At 73.3% G+C, this 19251-nt stretch carries 16 protein-coding genes and 1 pseudogene; 7 read left to right on the top strand and 10 right to left on the bottom strand.

Annotated features, from left to right (window positions below; genetic code table 11):
- Positions 1 to 388: 388 nt before the first annotated feature.
- The 4 genes from ACZ6S0_RS31165 (at position 389) to ACZ6S0_RS31150 (ending at position 5440) form a co-directional block, all read left to right on the top strand.
- Complete coding sequence (locus ACZ6S0_RS31165; RefSeq protein ID WP_465922876.1) at positions 389 to 3409, top strand: hypothetical protein; 3021 nt, start codon at positions 389 to 391, stop codon at positions 3407 to 3409.
- A gap of 79 nt (positions 3410 to 3488) precedes the next feature.
- A complete protein-coding gene (locus ACZ6S0_RS31160) occupies positions 3489 to 4322 on the top strand; it encodes an NAD-dependent protein deacetylase (RefSeq protein ID WP_465922875.1) in 834 nt (277 codons plus the stop codon).
- Between the two features lie 5 nt (positions 4323 to 4327).
- Positions 4328 to 4705, top strand: a complete 378-nt coding sequence (locus tag ACZ6S0_RS31155) for a YchJ family protein (RefSeq protein WP_465922874.1) — start codon at positions 4328 to 4330, stop codon at positions 4703 to 4705.
- Positions 4706 to 4801: 96 nt separating this feature from the next.
- Positions 4802 to 5440 (top strand): nitroreductase family protein, encoded by a 639-nt coding sequence (locus tag ACZ6S0_RS31150; RefSeq protein WP_465922873.1) that lies wholly within the window; start codon positions 4802 to 4804, stop codon positions 5438 to 5440.
- A gap of 18 nt (positions 5441 to 5458) precedes the next feature.
- Here the strand turns inward: ACZ6S0_RS31150 and ACZ6S0_RS31145 are convergent, their stop codons facing one another.
- Positions 5459 to 5830 (bottom strand): dihydrofolate reductase family protein, encoded by a 372-nt coding sequence (locus tag ACZ6S0_RS31145; RefSeq protein ID WP_465922872.1) that lies wholly within the window; start codon positions 5828 to 5830, stop codon positions 5459 to 5461.
- A gap of 52 nt (positions 5831 to 5882) precedes the next feature.
- The gene (locus tag ACZ6S0_RS31140; RefSeq protein WP_465922871.1) at positions 5883 to 7781 is read right to left on the bottom strand and encodes an aldehyde ferredoxin oxidoreductase C-terminal domain-containing protein; all 1899 of its coding nucleotides are present in this window, start codon (positions 7779 to 7781) and stop codon (positions 5883 to 5885) included.
- Positions 7782 to 8090: 309 nt separating this feature from the next.
- Here ACZ6S0_RS31140 and ACZ6S0_RS31135 point away from each other — a divergent pair, with 309 nt between their 5' ends.
- Entirely contained in the window at positions 8091 to 9035 is a 945-nt protein-coding gene (locus tag ACZ6S0_RS31135; protein WP_465922870.1) for a lytic transglycosylase domain-containing protein, read from the top strand.
- 114 nt (positions 9036 to 9149) lie between these two features.
- Here the strand turns inward: ACZ6S0_RS31135 and ACZ6S0_RS31130 are convergent, their stop codons facing one another.
- Positions 9150 to 9986 carry an SDR family oxidoreductase gene (locus ACZ6S0_RS31130; protein ID WP_465922869.1) on the bottom strand — a complete coding sequence of 279 codons (837 nt, stop codon included), beginning with the start codon at positions 9984 to 9986 and terminating at the stop codon, positions 9150 to 9152.
- A gap of 96 nt (positions 9987 to 10082) precedes the next feature.
- Here ACZ6S0_RS31130 and ACZ6S0_RS31125 point away from each other — a divergent pair, with 96 nt between their 5' ends.
- The gene (locus ACZ6S0_RS31125) at positions 10083 to 10652 is read left to right on the top strand and encodes a TetR/AcrR family transcriptional regulator (protein ID WP_465922868.1); all 570 of its coding nucleotides are present in this window, start codon (positions 10083 to 10085) and stop codon (positions 10650 to 10652) included.
- 22 nt (positions 10653 to 10674) lie between these two features.
- On the opposite strand, the gene ACZ6S0_RS31120 is transcribed toward ACZ6S0_RS31125, so the two are convergent.
- The 4 genes from ACZ6S0_RS31120 to yczE all read right to left on the bottom strand — a co-directional run bounded on the left by ACZ6S0_RS31120 (position 10675) and on the right by yczE (position 15674).
- On the bottom strand, positions 10675 to 11343 hold the full coding sequence (locus ACZ6S0_RS31120; RefSeq protein ID WP_465922867.1) for a hypothetical protein: 669 nt from the start codon (positions 11341 to 11343) through the stop codon (positions 10675 to 10677).
- Positions 11340 to 13055: a CehA/McbA family metallohydrolase domain-containing protein gene (locus ACZ6S0_RS31115; protein WP_465922866.1), complete on the bottom strand. Its 1716-nt coding sequence runs from the start codon at positions 13053 to 13055 to the stop codon at positions 11340 to 11342. The genes ACZ6S0_RS31120 and ACZ6S0_RS31115 overlap by 4 nt, the downstream gene beginning before the upstream one ends.
- A gap of 172 nt (positions 13056 to 13227) precedes the next feature.
- Positions 13228 to 14991 carry a glycoside hydrolase family 15 protein gene (locus ACZ6S0_RS31110; protein WP_465922865.1) on the bottom strand — a complete coding sequence of 588 codons (1764 nt, stop codon included), beginning with the start codon at positions 14989 to 14991 and terminating at the stop codon, positions 13228 to 13230.
- 80 nt (positions 14992 to 15071) lie between these two features.
- Positions 15072 to 15674, bottom strand: coding sequence for a membrane protein YczE (yczE, locus tag ACZ6S0_RS31105; protein ID WP_465922864.1), 603 nt, complete (start codon positions 15672 to 15674; stop codon positions 15072 to 15074).
- 63 nt (positions 15675 to 15737) lie between these two features.
- Here yczE and yczR point away from each other — a divergent pair, with 63 nt between their 5' ends.
- Positions 15738 to 17168 (top strand): MocR-like transcription factor YczR, encoded by a 1431-nt coding sequence (yczR, locus tag ACZ6S0_RS31100; RefSeq protein WP_465922863.1) that lies wholly within the window; start codon positions 15738 to 15740, stop codon positions 17166 to 17168.
- Positions 17169 to 17211: 43 nt separating this feature from the next.
- Here yczR and ACZ6S0_RS31095 read toward each other — a convergent pair whose 3' ends face one another.
- From ACZ6S0_RS31095 to ACZ6S0_RS31085, 3 genes and pseudogenes are all read right to left on the bottom strand, one after another.
- Positions 17212 to 17823, bottom strand: a complete 612-nt coding sequence (locus ACZ6S0_RS31095; RefSeq protein ID WP_344873887.1) for a trimeric intracellular cation channel family protein — start codon at positions 17821 to 17823, stop codon at positions 17212 to 17214.
- An 11-nt stretch (positions 17824 to 17834) separates the two neighbouring features.
- Complete coding sequence (locus tag ACZ6S0_RS31090) at positions 17835 to 18113, bottom strand: hypothetical protein (RefSeq protein WP_465922862.1); 279 nt, start codon at positions 18111 to 18113, stop codon at positions 17835 to 17837.
- Between the two features lie 85 nt (positions 18114 to 18198).
- A pseudogene (locus ACZ6S0_RS31085) lies at positions 18199 to 19242 on the bottom strand (peptide MFS transporter); the annotation flags it as partial.
- Positions 19243 to 19251: the final 9 nt, after the last annotated feature.

Raw genomic sequence — 19251 nt, 5'->3', positions numbered from 1 at the left:
GGGACGCATTCGCGCGAATATTCGGGACGGCCGTTGTTCGGTTGTTCCCTGTGGTTCTTTCTGGTTTTCCAGCTAGGAAATTCTGGAGGCGTTCTGTGGAGGTGTTAATTCGTGTCGGTGCTCTTTCCCGGGCGAGGGGAGGGTGTGATCGATGACGCTGTGTACTGGAAGGATAGGTAGTACGGCTACTCAAAGTAAACAGCGCTGTCCCTTATGGCGGGATTTGCTGGCGTACGACGGTAAATCTTCGTGGGGTGGGGAGAGGGATTGCGGGTTCTCACTTTCTTTTAATCGCCAAACGCGTTGACATTGGAAATCGATCTTGTAAGCATCTGAGTTGAGAAGCGGGTGCGGCGGCGAATTCGTGTCAGGAAAGGGAGCGGTCCTCATGGACATCGAGCACGACTGGACCCTGCTGCCGGCCGTGGTCGTCCGCGGCGCCGGGTTCTCGTGGGAGCTCGTCCTGTCCCTGGTCTATCCCAGGGCGGCGGAGGCGGCCGCGGCGGTCGTACGGCTGGAGAGACGGGCACTCGACCTGCTCGCCGACGCGCCCGCGTGCGGCGCGGGCCCCCCTCGGGAAGGGGCGGCGGAGGGCGGGCGGTTGCCGCGCGGGCTGCGGGGGCGCCTGCGTGACCTGCGCCCGCTGCCGCCCGGCACGCCGCTTCCCGGCCACTGGCCGGCGGCGTGGAACGAGGTGACGGAGCGGCTGGAGGAGGCGCGCCGCACGCTGGCCGGGCTGGTCCCGGGCGACGCGGCCTTCTCGCGGACGGCCGTGAACGGACTCCTGGCCGACGAGCGCTTCCTCGACGCGCTCGTGTGCGCCGAGCCCGGCCTCTACCGGGACCTGCGGAGCGACGCGGCCAAGGGAGGCCCGCACCGGGGTGTCGTGGGGAGCACGCACAGAAACGCCGCCGGGCGCTCTGAGCGGGGAGGCGCCGACGGTGGTGCCGACGGTGGTGCCGACGGTGGTGCCGACGGTGGCGCGCTGCGCAGGAGGCTCGCCTTCCAGGTGCAGCGGCTGTCGGCCGCCTGCGAGACTGAGGGGTGCTACGGGCCCGTCAACTACGGGAGCGTCGGGCCCGGCCCGTCCGGCTACGTCTGGGCGGGGCACCGGGAGTGGGCGCGCCGGGTGGCGCACCCGGCCGCGCAGGTGAGCGAGGCGCTCCAGCAGCGCATCCTCGCCGACCCCGCGCTCGCGGCGGGGCTGGTGCCGCGGCGCAAGACGTGGACGGGGGCGGTCGCCGACGGGGCGGCGTTCGTGGGGCACTGCGACGGCGGCCGTACGCTGGCCGAGATCGCGGCCGAGACGGGGACCGGCATGGAACGCGCCTCCGCGGCGCTGGCCGTCGCGGTGCGGCGCGGCCTTCTCACCCACGACCTCTGCCCGCCCGCCACCGTCTGCGACCCGCTGGGCTGGCTGCGCGACCGCCTGTCCGCCAGGCCCCCGGCCTCCCCTCCGCCCTCCGGGTCACCGGGCCCGACAGGGCGCGGGCGCGTCAGGGGAGCGGACGCCTGCGAGTGCAGCCTCACCAGAGCCGAGGCCGGCGAGCCGTCGGGGGCGCCGGGGCTCGCGGAGGCCGCCGAGCGCTCCGGGGCACGGGAGCCCTCGGAGCCACTGGGCCGCACGGATGGCGATGAGTCCTCCGGGGTACGGGAGCCCTCGAAGGCGCTGGGCCGCACGGATGGCGGTGAGTCCTCCGGGGTACGGGAGCCCTCGAAGGCGCTGGGCCGCCCGGACGGCGGCGAGTCCTCCCGGGTACGGGAGCCCTCGGAGGCGCGGCGGCCCGCCGACGTGCGCGAGACCCCCGAGGGGCGCGAGCACGTAGACCGGCCTGAGCCGTCCGAGGCGCGGGGGGTGCGCGGGCGGGGGCTCGTGGAGGCGTCCGGGGCGGCCAGGCGGAGGTTCGTGGCCTCAGTCGGCGTACCGGCGCAGCGCGGACGGGCCGGGACGAAGCCGGTCCAGGACGCGGAGCTGCCGACGGCCCGGCGCGTCGACGAGATCGGCGAACTGCTCGCCCATTACCCCACCGCGTCCCCCGACGTGAAGCTGGCCGTGCAGCGCCGCGTCCAGTCGCTCGCCGGGGGCGGGCGGCGCGACGATCGGGCGACCGTGCACGAAGCCGCCGCCGGGACGCTGCGGGTCACCGTGGGCGGCGCGCTCGCGGCCGACCTGCGCGAGCGGGTGCCCCGGGTGCTCGGCCTGCTCGCCGAGGAGGCCGAGCTGACCAGGCTGCGGACCAACCGGCTGCTGGCCGGGCGGCTCGGCCCGGGCACGTACGAACTGTCCGAGGCCCTGCGGGCGACCGGCGACCTCGAGATCGAGCACGGCGGCAGGCTCGCCGAGCGCGTGGCCGCCCTCGTACGCGAGGCTCCTGCGGGCACGTCCGAGCTGGACCTCGCCGGGCTGCTCGACGAACCCGCCCCACCGGCCGCGCCCGTGCTGTGCTCGGCCGACGTCATGGTGGCGGTGTCCGCGCTGGAGGCGTACGAGCCGGGGACGACGCCGCTCGTCCTCGGCCGCCTCCACGACGCGGTGCTGCTCACCCCCTGGGCCCTGCAGTTCCACGACGAGGCCGCCGCGTGCCTCGCGGAGCGGGACGCGGCGGTCGGGCGGGCCCTGTCCGGGTTCCGCGTGCTCAACGTCATCTCGCGCCGCAGTGGCGGGGTGCCGCCGCTGGAGCTGCCGGGGCCCGTGCTGGAGCTGGGCGGCGTGGCGGCCGGCCAGGACCGCCGCCGCATCGGGCTCGACGAGCTGTACGTGCACAGCGACGGGCAGCGTGCGGTCCTGCACGCCAAGGGGATGGACGAGCCGCTGCTGTTCCACAACGGCGAGCACGACACCGCCCTGCACACCGCGCTGGCGCTGCCCAGGGTCCGGCTGCCCCGCCTGCTCGACGGGCCGCACACGCCCCGGCTGACCTGGGACAACGTCGTCATGTCGAAGCGGCGCTGGCAGGTGGGGCGGGCCTCGTTCGAGGAGCTGGGGCAGGCGGGCGGCGATCGCGACCTCCTGGTGGCGATGGCCCGCCTGAGGGAGGCGTACGACCTGCCTGTCGCGTTCTTCGCCTCGACGGGACGCGAACGGGAGCCCGCCTACGTCGACACGCGTTCGCCCGCTCTCCTGGAAGGGCTGGCCCACCTGGCGGCGGGGACGGACCGGGTCACGGTGACCGAGGTGCTGCCGGGGCCGGACGAGTGCTGGCTGCGGGAGGGCGCACAGCGGTTCGCCGCCGAACTGCGCTGCGTCTACCTGCGGGCAGCCGGGGAGAAACGGGACACCGCCGCCACCCTCCGTACGGAGAGAGGCGGCGCAGCGGCTCGCGACGGCCGCCCCGGGTGGGCGCCCCGGGCGAACCCGCCGCGGCGGCCTTTCGTGCACCCGTACCCGTGGCCGGGCGCGGACGGCTGATCCGCCCGGTGCGCGGGGTCCGCCGCGGCCCGGGCGGACCGGCGGCCGAGTCATCTGGGAGCTGGGGCACCATAGAGACGTGACACCGAGCACCACGAAGGTGGATGAGCTGGCCGGGCTCGTCGCCCGGGGCGGGGTGGCCGTGCTCAGCGGGGCGGGGCTGTCGACCGAGTCGGGCATCCCCGACTACCGGGGGCCGACCGGCCGGGCGCGGCGCGCGGACCCGATGACGTACCAGCGGTTCGTCGGCAGCGCGCAGGCCCGGCAGCGATACTGGGCGCGCAGTCACGTCGGCTGGCGGGAGATCGGGCATGCCCGGCCCAACGCCGGGCACCGGGCGGTGGCCGCGCTGGAGCGGCACGGCCTGCTGACCGGCATCGTCACGCAGAACGTCGACGGCCTGCACCAGGCCGCCGGGGCGCGGCGGGTGATCGAGCTGCACGGCGGGCTCGACCGCGTGGCCTGCCTGTCGTGCCGCGAACGCACCCCGCGCGCCGAGCTGGAGCACCGCCTGAACGAGGCGAACCCCGGATGGGAGGCCGACGGCGTGATCAACCCCGACGGCGACGCCGTGCTCACCGACGAGCAGGTGGCGGGGTTCCGGGTGGTCGACTGCACGGGCTGCGGGGGGCTGCTCAAGCCGGACGTGGTGTTCTTCGGCGAGAACGTGCCCCGGCCGCGCGTGGACGAGTGCTTCGCCATGGTGGGCGGGGCGCAGGCGTTGCTCGTGCTCGGGTCGTCCCTGGCGATCAGGTCGGGGCTGCGGTTCGTCACCAAGGCCGCCGCGCTCGGCCTCCCCATCGCGATCGTCAACCAGGGGCCGACGGGCGGCGACGCCGACGCGTCACTCACCCTCGACGCCCCGCTCGGCTCGACCCTGACCGACCTCACCGCTCTCCTCGGGGCAGAATAGTGCCCATGCCCGCCCGCGCCTGCCCCTGCGGCCTGCCCGCCGACTACCCCGACTGCTGCGGCAGGTTCCACCGGGGCGAGGCGGCGGCCGCCACCGCCGAGCAGCTCATGCGCTCCCGCTTCGCCGCGTTCGGCGTGCGCGACGAGGGTTACCTGCTGCGCACCTGGCACCCCACCACCCGACCGGCCCGCGCCGGGCTGGACAAGCGGGTGACGTGGGTGCGGCTGGAGGTGCTGGAGAGCGCCGGGGGCAGCGTCGTGCACACCGAGGGCACCGTACGCTTCCGCGCCCACTACCTCGACCGTGGCCGGCCGGGGGAGATGGAGGAGCACAGCCGGTTCGTCCGCCACGAGGGCCGCTGGGTCTACCTGGGCGCGCTGTAGAACGCGCGGGCGGGCGCGGCGGGGAGCAGCGGGAGCCGGGTCGAGGACTGCGGCCGGGTGCGGAAACGGGCGTCCGGAAATGGGCATGATGACCGCATGACGATCTCAGCAGACGAGTTGCTCACCACCACGCGCAGCGTGCGCAAACGCCTCGACCTCACCCGTCCCGTCCCGATGGGCCTGGTCCGCGAGTGCCTGGAGATCGCCCTTCAGGCGCCCACCGGGGGCAACGCTCAGGGCTGGCACTGGATCGTGGTGACCGACGCCGCCCGGCGCCAGGCGATCGGCGACTACTACGGGCGCTCGTGGCGCAGGTACTACGACTCGGAGTCGTCGGCCGGGAAACTGTTCCAGGACGATCCGGCCCGGTCGGTGACGCAGCGGCGGGTGTCCGACAGCGCCGCCTACCTGGCCGACCGGATGGGTGAGGTGCCGGTGCTGGTGCTCGCCTGCATCACGGTGCCCGGCGGCCTGCCCGAGGGCAACCAGGCCGGGCTCTGGGGGTCGCTGCTGCCGGCCGCGTGGAGCTACATGCTCGCCGCCCGCGCCCGAGGTCTGGGCACGGCCTGGACCACGCTGCACCTGGCGTACGAGGGCGAGATCGCCGAGTTGCTCGGCATCCCCGGCGACGTGCGGCAGGGCGTGCTGGTGCCCACGGCGTACTACACGGGGGAGACGTTCCAGCCCGCCTCCCGTCAGCCGCTCGACGAGGTGCTCCACCTCGATCACTGGTGAGGGCCCGCGGCCGGTTCGTCAGCGGGCGACGTCGGCGCCGAGCACGTTGACGTACTTGCCGCCGGCGGCGGCCTTCGCCGCGGCGACGGCGCTCGCCAGGTCACCGGCGAACTCCACGCCCGGCACCGGCGTCTCGGGGATGTGGTGCGTCAGCACGAACTGGGGCCCCTCCCAGCCACCGCCGAACGCCTCGCCCTCGGCGTCCGTGTCCCGGTACGGATCGTCGCCACGGAAGGTGCGGTTGCCCGCCAGGATCGCGCCCACCTGGCCGATGAGGTCGTCGACCAGCGGGTTCGGCCCCGTGAACGGGGCCAGCCAGGACATGTCGCCTCCCGGTCCCGCGATGAAGCCGTCCGCCGACACGCTCACCGAGTACAGCAGCTTGCTCATGATCCACCTCTCGAAAGGCCGCCGGAGTTGAGACGGCGGATCCCGGCGGAACTCATCGGAGCGGCCGGCCCAGCTCCTCGCGGAAGGCGGCGACGGCCCGCGCGAACGCCTCCCGGCCGAGCACCGCCCCCCGGTGCGGACCCGCGGTGATCGGCTCCTCGTGGAACCGCGCGGGAAGCTCCTCCTCCAGTCGCGCGGGGAACCCGTCGCCCTCCGGCCGCGCGGCGGCCTCCCGCAGGGCGTACGCGCGCATCTCGTCCAGCCGGGCCTGGCCCGCCGCCAGCAGGTCCGCCGGTGTGAACTCCGTCCCGAGCACCGCCGTGACCAGGGCGGCCAGGCGGTCGACGGTGAGCGGCCTGGTCGGGGAGGAGGCGAAGACGCACACGTTGAGCGCGTCGAGCCCGCTCCACAACCGCAGCAGCCGGGCGCTGCGACGGCCGCGCTCCTCGTCCAGCTCGCCCGCCGGGGCCGGGGCGGCGCCGACGCGGGCCGCCTCGGGGAAGCTGTACGCGAGCCCGGCGACGGGGTCGAAGTCGAGGTCGTGCTCCAAGGCGTCGTAGCGCGGGCCGCCGGGCGCGATCGCGTAGCCGAGGCCGACGCCCGGCTGCGGGCGCGGGTCGAAGCACGGCAGCTCGGCGCCCTTGACCGTCATCGCGTACGCCTCCGCGCCCGGCCCGATGCGCCGCGCCGCCCTCGCCGAGCCCTCCGCGAGCAGGTCGCCGAGCGGGCCGGACCTGGCGGCCACGTCCTCGATCAGCCCCGGCAGCGCCGCCGCGTCCCCGAAGGCGGGGCCGCCGGGCAGCAGGCCGCGCTCGGCGCACTCCATGGCGAACGCGAGCGTCCCGCCCAGCGAGACGGGGTCGAGGCCGAGGTCGTTGCAGCGGGCGTTGGCGGCCAGGACGGTGTCGAGGTCGTCGATGCCCAGGTTCCACCCGAGCGACAGGAACGCCTCCTGCCCCAGCCCACCCGTCCGCCGCTCACCGACGCCACGCGCGGGCCCGGCCGTGGCGTCCGCCGCGGTCTCCTGCCCGGAGGCGCGCGCACCGGGCTCCGGCGCGGGCGTGGGGCGGGACGGCGGGGCGTAGACCTTGAGGCAGTCGTTCGGGCAGCCGGGGCAGGAGCCGGTGGTGGAGACGGCGCGGCCGTCGTAGTCGGCGGCGGCCGGGACGCGCAGGCCGGGCGGGCCGGGCACCGAGAAGTTGCGCACCGCGGCGTACCCCGGGTCGAGCGGGTCACCTGCCCACCCCGCGAACCCCGGCTCCCCGGCCTGGAGAGCGGCGAGCGGGTTCGTGGCCAGCGCCGCCCGATAGTACGCGGCCAGCTCCGCGACCGCCGCCGGGTCGGCGACCTCGACCGGCGCGTCGCCCACGCACACCATCGCCTTGAGGTTCTTGGACCCGAAGACCGCCCCCAGCCCGTATCGCCCGGCCGCGAAGGCGTGGTCGGTCACCACGCTCGCGTACCGGACGAGGCTCTCCCCGGCCGGGCCGATCGCCGCCACGTGCGCGCCCGCGCCGTGCCTGGCCCGCAGCGCGTCGGTGGTGGCGGCGATGCCGAGCCCGCGCAGTTCCTCGCACTCGTGCACGCTCAACTCCCCGCCCGCCACCAGCACGTACGACAGCCGCTCCGCCCGCCCCACGACCGCCACCGCCTCGGCCCCGGCGGCCCGCATCCCCGCCGCGAACGGCCCGAGCGCGTGCGCCTCCCCGGCCACCCCGGTCAACGGCGACTTGGCCAGGAACACGGCCTTGGCCAGCCCCGGCGCGGCCGTGCCGCCCAGCCTCCCGGCCGCCACGTACAGCAGGGCCCGAGGGTCGTACGGGTCGAGCCCGGCAGGCGTGCGCTCACTCATCAACCGCAGCCCGAGAACGGATCCCCCGTAGTGCCCCCTCTCCGCGGACCGATCTTCCCACTCCACGTTCCCGCTGGTCACATCCACGATGAACGGCATGACAAATCCTCCTAGAGCCAGGAGCGGCACGACATCACACCTCGCCCGGCGGACGCAAGCCGGCCACGAAGACCCGCGACCCGCCGCGCCATGTGAGGCGTCCCCGCCGCCGCACCGGTAGGTTGCGTTGCCATGGAGGCACGCCCGCAGCACCCACGACTCCACCGCCGCAGTCGACGCCCCCGCCGGGGCCGCCCGCCCACCCCCGGACCCACCGCCGGACCCACCCCCGGACCCACCGCCGGACCCACCGCCGCGCCCACCGCCGGGCCGATCTCCGGGCCCATCCTCGTGACCGTCTCCCGGGGGGTGCCAGCGCGCCTCGCGGCGTGGTCCGCGGTGTTCTTCGCGGTGGCGGCCTGCGCGATCCCCGCCGACGGCGCTCGCGGCGTTCCCGCGCGCGGGCCCTCCGCCCAGGAGCACGCCGCGACTCCCGCTCCGTCGGCGACGCCCGCCCCGTCGGCGAGTGCCGAAGCCGCGCGGGAGGAGCCGCTCCCCGCGCCCGACGAGAAGATCCCCGAGAACGCCGCCCGCCTGGCCACGGCCCTGCGCGACACCACCGCCAAGCTCGGCCAGGCCATCGACGCCTGGACCGAGGGCGACTCGGCGGCGTCCGCCCGGCCGCCCGCGGACGTCGAGCTGCTGGCCCTGTACCAGCAGCGCATCTACCGCCACGCCGCCCGCCACCCCGAGCTGGCCTCCCGCGCCTTCGCCCGCCTGCCCGCCGGACTGGCCGCCCAGGCCAAGGACAACACGGCCGCCATCCGCGGGCTGCTCGCCCTGGCCAGGCCCATCAAGCCGGCGGCCGTGTTCAAGACCCAGCGGGCCCGCCCCGCCGCCGAGCTGCTCGGCCTCTTCAAGAAGGCCGAACGGCGGTTCGGGGTGGAGTGGGAGGTGCTGGCGGCGGTGATGTTCGCGGAGACGAAGTTCGGCCGGGTGAGGTCCGACAGCCACGCTGGTGCCCAGGGTCCGATGCAGTTCATGCCGGCGACCTGGAAGGCGTACGGGCTGGGCGGCGACGTCCAGAACCCGCGCGACGCGGTCATGGGAGCGGCCAACTACCTCAAGGCCAGCGGAGCCCCGCGCGACTACCGGCGGGCGCTGCACGCCTACAACCCCTCGCAGGCGTACGTGGAGGCGATCCTGCTGCACGCCCGCCAGATCAAGCGCGATCCGCGGGCGTACTACGCCTACTACAACTGGCAGGTGTTCGTGCTGACCACGGCAGGTGAGCGCCGCCTGACCGGCCCCTAGCTGTATCGGCTTATGGCCGGGCGCGTTTGTAGCCGATCACAGGACTGCCACCCTTGCGCGCACCGGTCGTGGCGTGGGTGAGGCACGACGGCCCGGTGGCTGAGCCGGGTGGTGTCAGAAGTCGGTGGAGACGGCGGTCGCCTTGCCGGCGTCGAGCTCGGCGATGCGGCCGGTCAGAGCGATCCGTATGGCGTCGTAGGCGTCGCTGCCGAGGGCCAGGCGGCGGGGCGCCTGGCTCGCGTCGGCCGAGGCAATGATCGCGGAGGCGACCTTCTGCGGGTCTCCGGGCGCCTCGGCGGTGACGCTGCCGACGGTTTCGAGATAGCTGCGGAGCTGGCCGGCCGGGCCGTCGGCGTACTCGGGCATCCCCGGCGCGATGTCGAGGTTGGCGCCGAAGGTGGTGCGGATGATGCCGGGCTCGACCATGGTGATCTGGACGCCGAAGGGGGCGACCTCAGGGATCACGGACTCGAAGAAGCCCTCCACGCCCCACTTCGAGGCGTGGTACATGCCGGCGCCGGGGGTGGAGATGTGCGCGCCCATGGTCGAGGTCTGGATGAACCGGCCCCCGCCCTGTTCCCGCAGGTGCGGAAGCACGGCCCGCAGTAGCTGAATCGGCGCGGTCATGTTCAGCGCGATCTGGTCATCGATCGCCTGGTCCGACAGTTCCTCGGCCGCACCGACCGAACCGCGTCCCGCGTTGGAGAACACCACATCCACCGGCCCCACCTCAGCGAAGACGCGATCGACGACGGCACGCAGCGCCTTGGTGTCGGTCACATCCAGCGCCGCTGTCCACAACAGGTCCGGGTACTTCTGCGCCAGGTCAACCAGAGCCTCGGTACGCCGCGCCGTGGCGGCTACACGGTGTCCTGCGGCGAGGAGCTGCTCGGTGACAGCGCGGCCGATGCCCGCGGTGGCTCCCGTGATGAACCAAGTCTTCGATGTCATGACGTCACCCTTCTGTTTCAACCGGTTGATTGACATTCTTGAACCTAGGGGCGGCCGCGGATGATGTCAAACGGACGGTTGAAATAGGATGGGGGCATGCCGTACGACCCCGCCGCCACACGCGCGCGACTGCTGACCGCCGCATACGAGGAGTTCCTCAGGGTCGGCATGGCCGGCGCCCGAGTCGCCCGGATCGCCGAGGCCGCCTCGGTGAACAAACAAGCCGCATACCACCACTTCGGCTCCAAGGAGGCCCTGTTCGACGCGGTCATGGCGGACCGGCTGCGCATCCTGGCGGACGCAGCTCCCTTCACTCCGGACAACCTTCCCGGATACGCCGGCGCGCTCTTCGACGCCCTGGTAGCCGACCCCGGAGTGCAGCGTCTGAACCAGTGGAAGATGCTGGAGACCCCGGAAGCCTCCGCGGGCGAAGTGGAAGCCCACGCCTCCAAGGCCGCAGCCGTTGCCGAGCACTACGGCGTCGGGATGTCACTCGCCACGGACGTCATGATGATCGTGCTGGGCATGGTCATGAGCTGGAACACGACCGAAGCGAAGATCCGCAACCCTCACGATGAGGACAGCGGTCAACGCCTTCGAGAACACCGCACCGCCGTGGTCACCGCGGTCACCGCAGTCACCAAAGCCCTGCTCGGACAGCACTGACGGACGCGGGTCCGGCGGGCGGTCAGGCGTGGTCGGCGCAGCAGGGGGTGGGGTTCGGCACCTCGGCCGGGGTGAGCCGGCCCTCGGCGGCCGGCATGGTGAGCAGGGTCATGAGGCCGTCCCGCCAGACGGGCCTGACGTGGTCGTTGGTCACCACCGGCACGTCGTCGGCGGGCGGGCCGGGAGAGGCCAGCACGAGCACCCGGTCGATGGCCGAGCCGTCGCGGATGGCGCCCGCGCCGAGGATGCCGGTGAGCAGGTCGCGGCCGGGGAAGGTGACGACCCGCCCGCCGCGGCGCTCCGCGTGCTCGGCCGCGGCGAGCGCCGCCCCCGCGGCCAGCGGCCCCGTACCCGCGTCGCCCAGCGCCCACGACAGCGCCCACGACACCTCCGACGCCGACCCCGCCATCAGCTCCGCCATCAGCTCCGACGCCGACTCCGACATCAGCTTCGCCATCAGCTCCGGCACCGTCGCCGTGATGGGTTCTGGCACGGCCAGCGAGCAGGCGACGTGCGGCTCGTCGCCCGCCTGCCCCGCCGGGACGAAGTGGGTGCAGCCGACCGCGTCGCCGGGCAGGCCGAGCGCCCGCGCCACGATGTGGAGCAGGTGCTCGGCCTCACGAAGCGTCCGCGTCCCCGCGTCGATGCCCAGCACCGGCGGCCGGCCGGTCACCGGTTCGAGGTTCGTCAACGCGGCAGGATCCAGATCGGGTTGCTGTAGAACCACAGGTCGTTCCACGGGTCGGCGTCGCCGTACACGTCGATCTGCGGGCCGTGCGGGTCCACCGCCGCGCCCAGCAGCCCCGGGGCGCTGCGCTTGCCGTCGGTGCCGCGCAGCCGCACGTACACCGGACGGTCGATGGCGTCGAGCCGGTAGGTGAAGGTGACGGTGCCGGTGCTCTTGTTCACCTCGTACGACTGCACGACCTTCGTGTTCGGCGTGGTGAAGGCGTCCTTGTCGGAGACCGGGCCGGTCACGTCGCCCTGGATGACGTCCACCCGGGCCAGTGTGGGGACGACCTGGACCCAGTTCGGCCGCCCGGCGAGGGTGATCTCGATGGCCAGCTCGACGCGGGCGCCCTTGCGCACCTGGAGGGTGTCGCCGAGCGTGACCCCGCGCTGCCCGGTGCCGGTCTGGCGGGCCCGCACCACGAGGCCGCTGATCAGGCCGCCGTGGTCGACCCAGATCCGCCCGGCGCGCAGGCCGTCCATGACCGCGCCGTAGGAGAAGCTCTGCGCGCCGACGTGCGTCCTGCTGTAGTAGCCGGGCCAGAAGTCGCCGGAGCCGAAGTTGGGCACGCCCTTGTAGACGGGGTCCTCGTAGCGGCCGTTGGCGTTGAAGTCGCTGCCTGGGCCGCGTTCGCTGGTGTCGCCGTGCACCGAGTGGGAGTCGGAGTTCGCGGTGATCCACCACGGCTTGCCCTCGGCCAGGAGGCTGTCCCACAGGCCGCCCACGGTCGCGGTCATCCAGTCGAACCCGCCGAAGGTCTTGTAGCTCTCGGCCGGGTAGCCGGGGAAGGAGTCGGCGCCGGGGTTGCTGTCGTAGAAGCCGCGCCCGCCGCCGGGGCCGTTCGGCTTGGGGATGCCGGCGGCCTGGTGGCCGGGGGCGCCCTCCATGCCGACCGCGATGGACGGCGCGGTGTCGCGCCAGCCGCGGATCTCGTGCGGGGAGTCGATGCCCTTCCTGGACGGGTGGTTGGCGAAGAACAGCGCGTCCGGCACCCGCCGCTTGCGTACGGCCTCGGCCAGGAAGTTCAGCCCGGCGATGGCCAGCGCCTCGTTCTGCGGCGTGTTGGAGCTCGCGCCCTTCACCGACCCGTCGAAGGAGTTCTCGAACTCCTTGAGCGTCTCGACCTCGCCCCGCCCGGGGGCGACGAACACGGTGCCGTGCTCGGCCGCTGGAATGTTCCACTCCAGGCCCTGGAAGACCAGCGTGTCCTTGACGGCGGCGCGGGCCGCGACGATGTCGGGGTTGACCTTGTCCACCCCGATCTTGGCGTGCGTGGTGCTGCCGTGGTCGGTGATGACCATCCAGCCCAGGCCGTACGCGTTGCCGTGGCGTACCTGGTCGATGACCCGGTAGATGCCGTCGGAGCTGTACTGGGTGTGGATGTGGTGGTCACCGGCCAGCCACTGGTAGCCGTCCCTGGGCTCGTGGCCGCGGCCTTCGTCCCGGGTGGTGGCGGCCGCCTGGCCCTGCGTGCCGAGCACGCCTACGGCGGTCAGCCCGGCGCCGAGCAGCCCGGCGCGGCGGAACATGCGCCGCCGGGTGAGCTGGTCCGGCGGCAGTTCGCCGTCGGGAATCGACAGGTCCCGCGCCTCGGCGGCCTCGTTGTCCCCGAGGCGCCCGTGCTCGTGGTCGTGCGTGTGGTCGTGCCCGTGGTGGTGGTGCCCATGGCTCATGGGGTGTCGCTCCGTCCCGCCGGGAGGGTGCTCCGGCTACGGCGGGAGCGTGGCGGAATCGGATGAACCGGACATGAACGTCAGAAGATCGGGACGTGCCTGTCAGATGCCCGCTAAGGAGGTATTGCGGCGAAAGGGATGATCTGTCCAGAACGGGCGAACCCCCGAAGGCTCAGGACAGCCGCGACAGGGCGCGGGCGGCGTGCACCAGGGGAACGTGGCTGAACGCCTGCGGGAAGTTGCCGACCAGACGGTCGTAGCGCGGGTCCCACTCCTCCGCCAGCAGCCCCACGTCGTTGCGCAGCGCGAGCAGCCGCTCGAACAGGGCCTCCGCCTCCTCCTTGCGCCCCTGCATCGCCATGACCTCGACCAGCCAGAAGCTGCACGCCAGGAACGCGCCCTCGCCGCCCGGCAGGCCGTCCACGTCGTTGTCGGCGGCGATGGGGTAACGCAGGACGAAACCGTCGGACATCAGCTCGTTCTCGATCGCCGCCACCGTGCCCTTCACCCTGGGGTCGTCGATGGGCAGGAAGCCCACCATGGGGAGCATGAGCAGCGCCGCGTCCAGCTCCGCCGAGCCGTACGACTGGGTGAAGGTGTTGCGCCGCGCGTCGTAGCCCTGCTCGCAGATCTCCGCGTGGATGACGTCGCGCAGCGTGCGCCACTTGTCCACCGGCCCGGTACGCCCGAAGTCCTCGACGTACCTGACCGCCCGGTCGAGCGCCACCCAGCACATCACCTTCGAGTGCACGAAGTGCCGCCGCGGCCCGCGGACCTCCCACAGGCCCTCGTCGGGCTCGTCCCAGTGGTCCTCCACGTAGTCGAGGAGCTGGCGCTGGATGCTCCACGCCCGGTCGTCGGCCGACAGGCCGCTGGTGCGCGAGACGTAGAGGCAGTTCATCACCTCGCCGTACACGTCGAGCTGGAGCTGCGTGACCGCCTCGTTCCCGATGCGCACCGGGCGGGAGCCCTCGTAGCCGTCGAGCCAGTCGAGGCGCAGCTCGGGCAGGCGGCGCTCGCCCGCGACGCCGTACATGATCTGCAGGTCCTGCGGTCGGCCGGCGATGGCGCGCAGCAGCCACGACCGCCAGTCGGCGGCCTCCTCCAGGTAGCCGGAGCTGATCAGCGCGTCGAGCGTCAGCGTCGCGTCGCGCAGCCAGCAGAAGCGGTAGTCCCAGTTGCGCACCCCGCCGATGTCCTCGGGCAGGGACGTGGTGGGCGCGGCCACGATGCCGCCGGTCGGCGCGTACGTGAGGCCCTTGAGCGTGATCAGCGACCGGACCACGGCCTCCCGGTAGGGCCCCTGGTAGGTGCATCGGGCCACCCACTCCGCCCAGAACGCCTCGGTCTCGGCGAGCTGCTCCTCGGACTCGATCCGCGGCGGCATCGGCTCGTGGGAGGGGTGCCAGGTGAACACGAACGGCAGCCGGTCGCCCTCCTCGACGGTGAAGGTGGCCCGGTGGGCGTAGTCGCCGCCCTTGAGCGGCACGGGGGAGTGCAGCCACGCGGAGTCGGGCCCGCCGATGGCCTGCAGATGCCCGTCCGTACGCCGCACCCACGGCACGATGCGCCCGTAGTCGAAGCGCACCCGCAGTTGCGTGGAGACCTCGACGGAGCCGGAGACACCCTCGACGATGCGTACGACGTCGGGGTTGCGGTCGCGGGGCGGCATGAAGTCGATCACCCGGACGGTCCCCGTCGGGGTGTCCCACTCGCTCTCCAGGACCAGCGTGTCGGGCCGGTAGCGTCGCCGGGTCGCCGGTCTCCTGCCGGTGGGCCCGAGCCACCAGTGCCCGTTGCGCTCGCTGCCGAGCAGCGCCGCGAAGCACGAGGGGGAGTCGAACCTCGGCAGGCAGAGCCAGTCGATCGAACCGTCGCGCGCCACGAGCGCGGCCGACTGCATGTCACCGATCAGGGCGTAATCCTCGATCCGCATGCCCTAGAAGCTACTCGGCGCGGGGGTGATCCCGTGGCCGGGTCGATCATGTCGCGTCATGCCCGGCCCCGGTCACGGGATCACGTCAGGGGGAACCAGCGGGTCAGTAGCTGCGTCAGCGGCCCGATGGCCAGCGCGAACACCAGGGTGCCGACGCCCACCGTCCCGCCCATCAGCCAGCCGGCGAACAGCACGGTGACCTCGATGAGCAGGCGGGAGAGCCGTACCGAGAGCCCGAGCCGCACCAGGCCCGTCATGATGCCGTCGCGCGGGCCCGCCCCCATCCCGGCCCCGATGTACAGGACCGTGGCCAGCGCGATGGAGGACACGCCCAGCGCCACGTAGCACGCCTGGAGTGCCAGGTGCCCGGCCGCGGGCAGCAGGTACATCGCGGCGTCGGCGAACAGGCCGACGAACACCACGTTGCTGACCGTGCCGAGGCCGGGCCGCTGCTTCAGCGGGATCCACAGCAGCATCACCAGGGCGCCCACGATGATGATGACCGTCCCGATGGACAGCCCCGCGCGCAGGCCCACGCCCTGGTGGAAGACGTCCCAGGGGCCGTTGCCGAGGCCGGACTCGACCTGCAGGCCGATGCCGAGCCCGTACATCGCCAGGCCGCCGTAGAGCCGCAGGAGCCGGGCGGGAAGAGAGCTGGGCCGGGGGACGGTTGTCTCGCTCATGATGGCTCCACGGTGGCATCCTCGGACTTGCCAAATACAGGGCCAATCACGAAAAGTGGCCTTATGAGGCATATGTCAGCAGGACAGGTGGCCCGGCTGGTCGGGGTGGAGCCGGCGGCGCGGCCGTACTACCGCGCCCTCGCCGACGCCGTACGCGGGCTGATCATGGACGGCCAGATCCCCGTACGCGTCCGCATGCCCGCCGAACGCCACCTCGCCGAGACCCTCAAGGTCAGCCGCACCACCATCACCGCGGCCTACGACCTGCTGCGCGAACGCGGCTACCTGGAGAGCCGCCAGGGCTCGGGAAGCTGGACCGCCCTGCCCGACCCGGCCACCACCGCCGACAACCCGTGGCTGAGCACCGACGGCGACGGCCTCATCCAGCTCCACGCCGCCGCCCCGCCCGCGCCGTCGGCCCTGGCCGACGCCATGGCGCAGGCCGTGGCCGACCTGCCCCGCTACGGCATGGGCAACGGCTACGACCCCATGGGCCTGCCCGCGCTCAGGGAACGCATCGCCGCCCGCTACACCGTCAGGGGCGTGGCCACCCGGCCGGAGCAGATCCTCGTCACCGCCGGCGCCCAGCACGCCGTCCAACTCGTCCTCGGCCTGCTCGTCGGTGCGGGCGACCCGGTGGTGGTGGAGTCGCCGACCTATCCGCACGCCATCGACGCGGCCCGGCACCGCGGCGCCCGCATCGTCCCGGTCGGGATCTCCCACGCGGGCTGGCAGCCGGACGCGGTCGCCGGGGCGATGCGCCAGTCCGGGGCGCGGCTGGCCTACCTCATGCCCGACTTCCAGAACCCGACGGGCGCTCTCATGGAGGACCCCGTACGCGCCGCCGTCGTCGGCGCCGCCCGGCGGTCCGACACGCTGCTGCTGGCGGACGAGTCCTGGTCGGAGCTGGTCCTGGACGAGGTGCCGCACACCTCCCCGCTGGCCGCCTTCGACACCGACAGCCGCGTGATCAGCGTCGGGTCGGCCTCCAAGCTGTGGTGGGGCGGCCTGCGCATCGGCTGGATCCGCGCCACCGCCGCGCTGATCCGCCGCCTGGCCGGCTTCCGCGCCTCGGTCGACCTGGCCGGCCCGGTCCTGGAGCAGCTCGTCGTGGCCCGCCTGTTCGACCGGCTGGAGGAGACGCGCGCCGAGCGCCGCCGCACGCTGCGGGCCTCGCGCGACGCCCTGGTGGCGGGGCTGCGCGAGCACCTGCCCGAGTGGACGTACGAGCCGCCGCGCGGCGGCGGCGCCCTGTGGGTGCGCCTGGACCGCGGTGGCTCGACCCCGCTCGCGGAGGCGGCGGCCAGCCACGGCGTACGCCTCGCGCCCGGCCCCTGGTTCGGCCTGGAGGGCACCCTGGAGGGCTACCTGCGCCTGCCCTTCACCCAGCCGCCCCAGGTGCTGGCCGACGCGATCATCCGGGTCCGGGCCGCCCGCGACCACGGCCCGCTCGGCCCGCCCCGCCCCTCGGACTCGCTGATCGCGATGGTGTGAGCGCCTCGCTGACCGAGATGGCGTGCGTGCACGGCCCGCGTGCTCAGTCCCCGCCGACGCCCCTGGCCAGCGGCGCCCGCCACTTGCGCCGCATGGCCGTGATCCGCAGTCCGAACGCGAGCACCGCCGCCGCCAGCGTGGCCGGCCACCCGTGCAGCCCGTACGCCGACAGGGCCGCCATCACCGCCGAGCCCAGCAGGGCCGGCACCGCGTAGAGCTGCCGGTCGTACAGCAGGGTGGGGATCTCCCCGGCCAGCACGTCGCGCAGCATGCCGCCGCCCACCGCCGTGGTGACCCCGAGGAGGGTGGAGTGCAGGGGGCTGAGGCCGTACTCCATGGCCTTCTCCGTGCCGACCGCGCAGAACAGGCCGAGCCCGGCCGCGTCCAGCACGAGGATCGCCGGCATCACCCGGGCCACGTGCGGATGGAAGAAGAAGACGATCACCGTCGCGACCAGCGGCACCAGCACGTACCCGAGGCTCTGGAAGGCGGCCGGGCGCACGTTGAGTATGAGGTCGCGGACGACGCCGCCGCCCAGCGCGGTCATCTCGGCCAGCACCCCCATGCCGACCACGTCCAGCCGTTTGCGCACGCCCATGAGCGCGCCCGACAGGGCGAAGACGAAGATTCCCGCGAGGTCGAGTAGTTCAGACACGTTCGGAATGTCTACCGCATGAGAGGCTCATGGTGCTCCGCCATCATCGCCCGGAGCCTGCGGGCGAACGCGAACAACGCCAGCCCCGCCGCCACCGCCACGACCGCCAGCAGCAGATAGTACGCCGGCTCCGAGAGCACCCGGCCGAGCCGCCCCGTCTGCCCGCCGACCGCGTCGCCCACCGACACCGAGATGAACCAGACACCCAGCATCTGCCCCTTGTACGCCTCCGGCGCCAGCTTCGTCGTCACCGACAGCCCGACCGGGCTCAGCGCCAGCTCGCCGAACACCTGGATCAGGTAGACCGCCACCAGCCACCACACCGACACCCTGCCCGGCCAGCGCCGCCGCCACGGCCATGACCACGAAGCTCAGCCCTATCATGACCAGCGCGAACGCGAACTTCTGCGGCGTGCTCACCCGCGTGCCCAGCCGCACCCACAACGCCGCGAACACCGGCACGAAGACCATGATGAACAGCGGGTTGAACGCCTGCGTCGTGGCGGCCTGGATCGGGATGCCCGACAGCGACAGGTCGGTGTGGTCGGCGGCGAAGAACAGCAGCTTGCTCGGCGCCAGGTCGTAGATCATCCAGAAGACCGCCGCCGCCGCGAACAGCCAGACGTAGGCCCGCATCCGGACGCGCTCGTCCTCGGACAGGCCGTGGCCGCCCAGCAGGATGACGGCGAAGCAGACGATCGGCACGATCAGGATGACCACCGTGACGGCCACGGTGAACCGGTCGACGGTGAGCGTGCCGGTCGCCGCCCACGCTGCCAGCGCGAGCGCGGTCAGCGCGACGCCGAGCGCCACGAGGCGGCTGAGCCGGTGGCGTTCCCGGCGGGACAGGCGCAGGCCGGGGCGCTCGCCGACGCCGCGCAGGGCCCGCCCGCCCCAGACGTACTGGATCAGGCCCAGCGCCATGCCGATCGCCGCCGCGCTGAAGCCCAGGTGCCAGCGGTCGCCCGCGGCCAGGTGGCCGACCACGATGGGGGCGAAGAAGGCGCCCAGGTTGACGCCCAGATAGAACAGCGAGAACCCGGCGTCCCTGCGCCCGTCGTCCTCGTCGGGGTAGAGGCGGCCGACCATGACCGAGATGTTCGGCTTGAGCAGGCCGGTGCCGGTGATGATGAGCAGCAGCCCCAGCCAGACGAAGAACGGCGACGTCACCGGGATCGCCAGGCTGACGTGCCCGAGCATGATGACGAACCCGCCCCAGAACACCGAGCGCCGCGCCCCCAGGATCCGGTCGGCGATCCAGCCGCCCGGCAGCGCCACGAGGTAGATGAGCGCGCCGTAGATGCCGACGACCGCCTGGGACGTCTCCTGCGACAGGCCCAGCCCCTGGTGCGCGGGCGAGGCGGCCATGAAGGTGGCCAGGATGGCGCGCAGGCCGTACCACGAGAAGCGCTCCCACATCTCCGTGCA

It is taken from the genome of Nonomuraea sp. NPDC051298 (genome assembly GCF_055586305.1).
The sequence above is the reverse complement of the archived record's forward strand: the minus strand, read 5'-3'. Positions and strand labels throughout refer to the sequence as shown.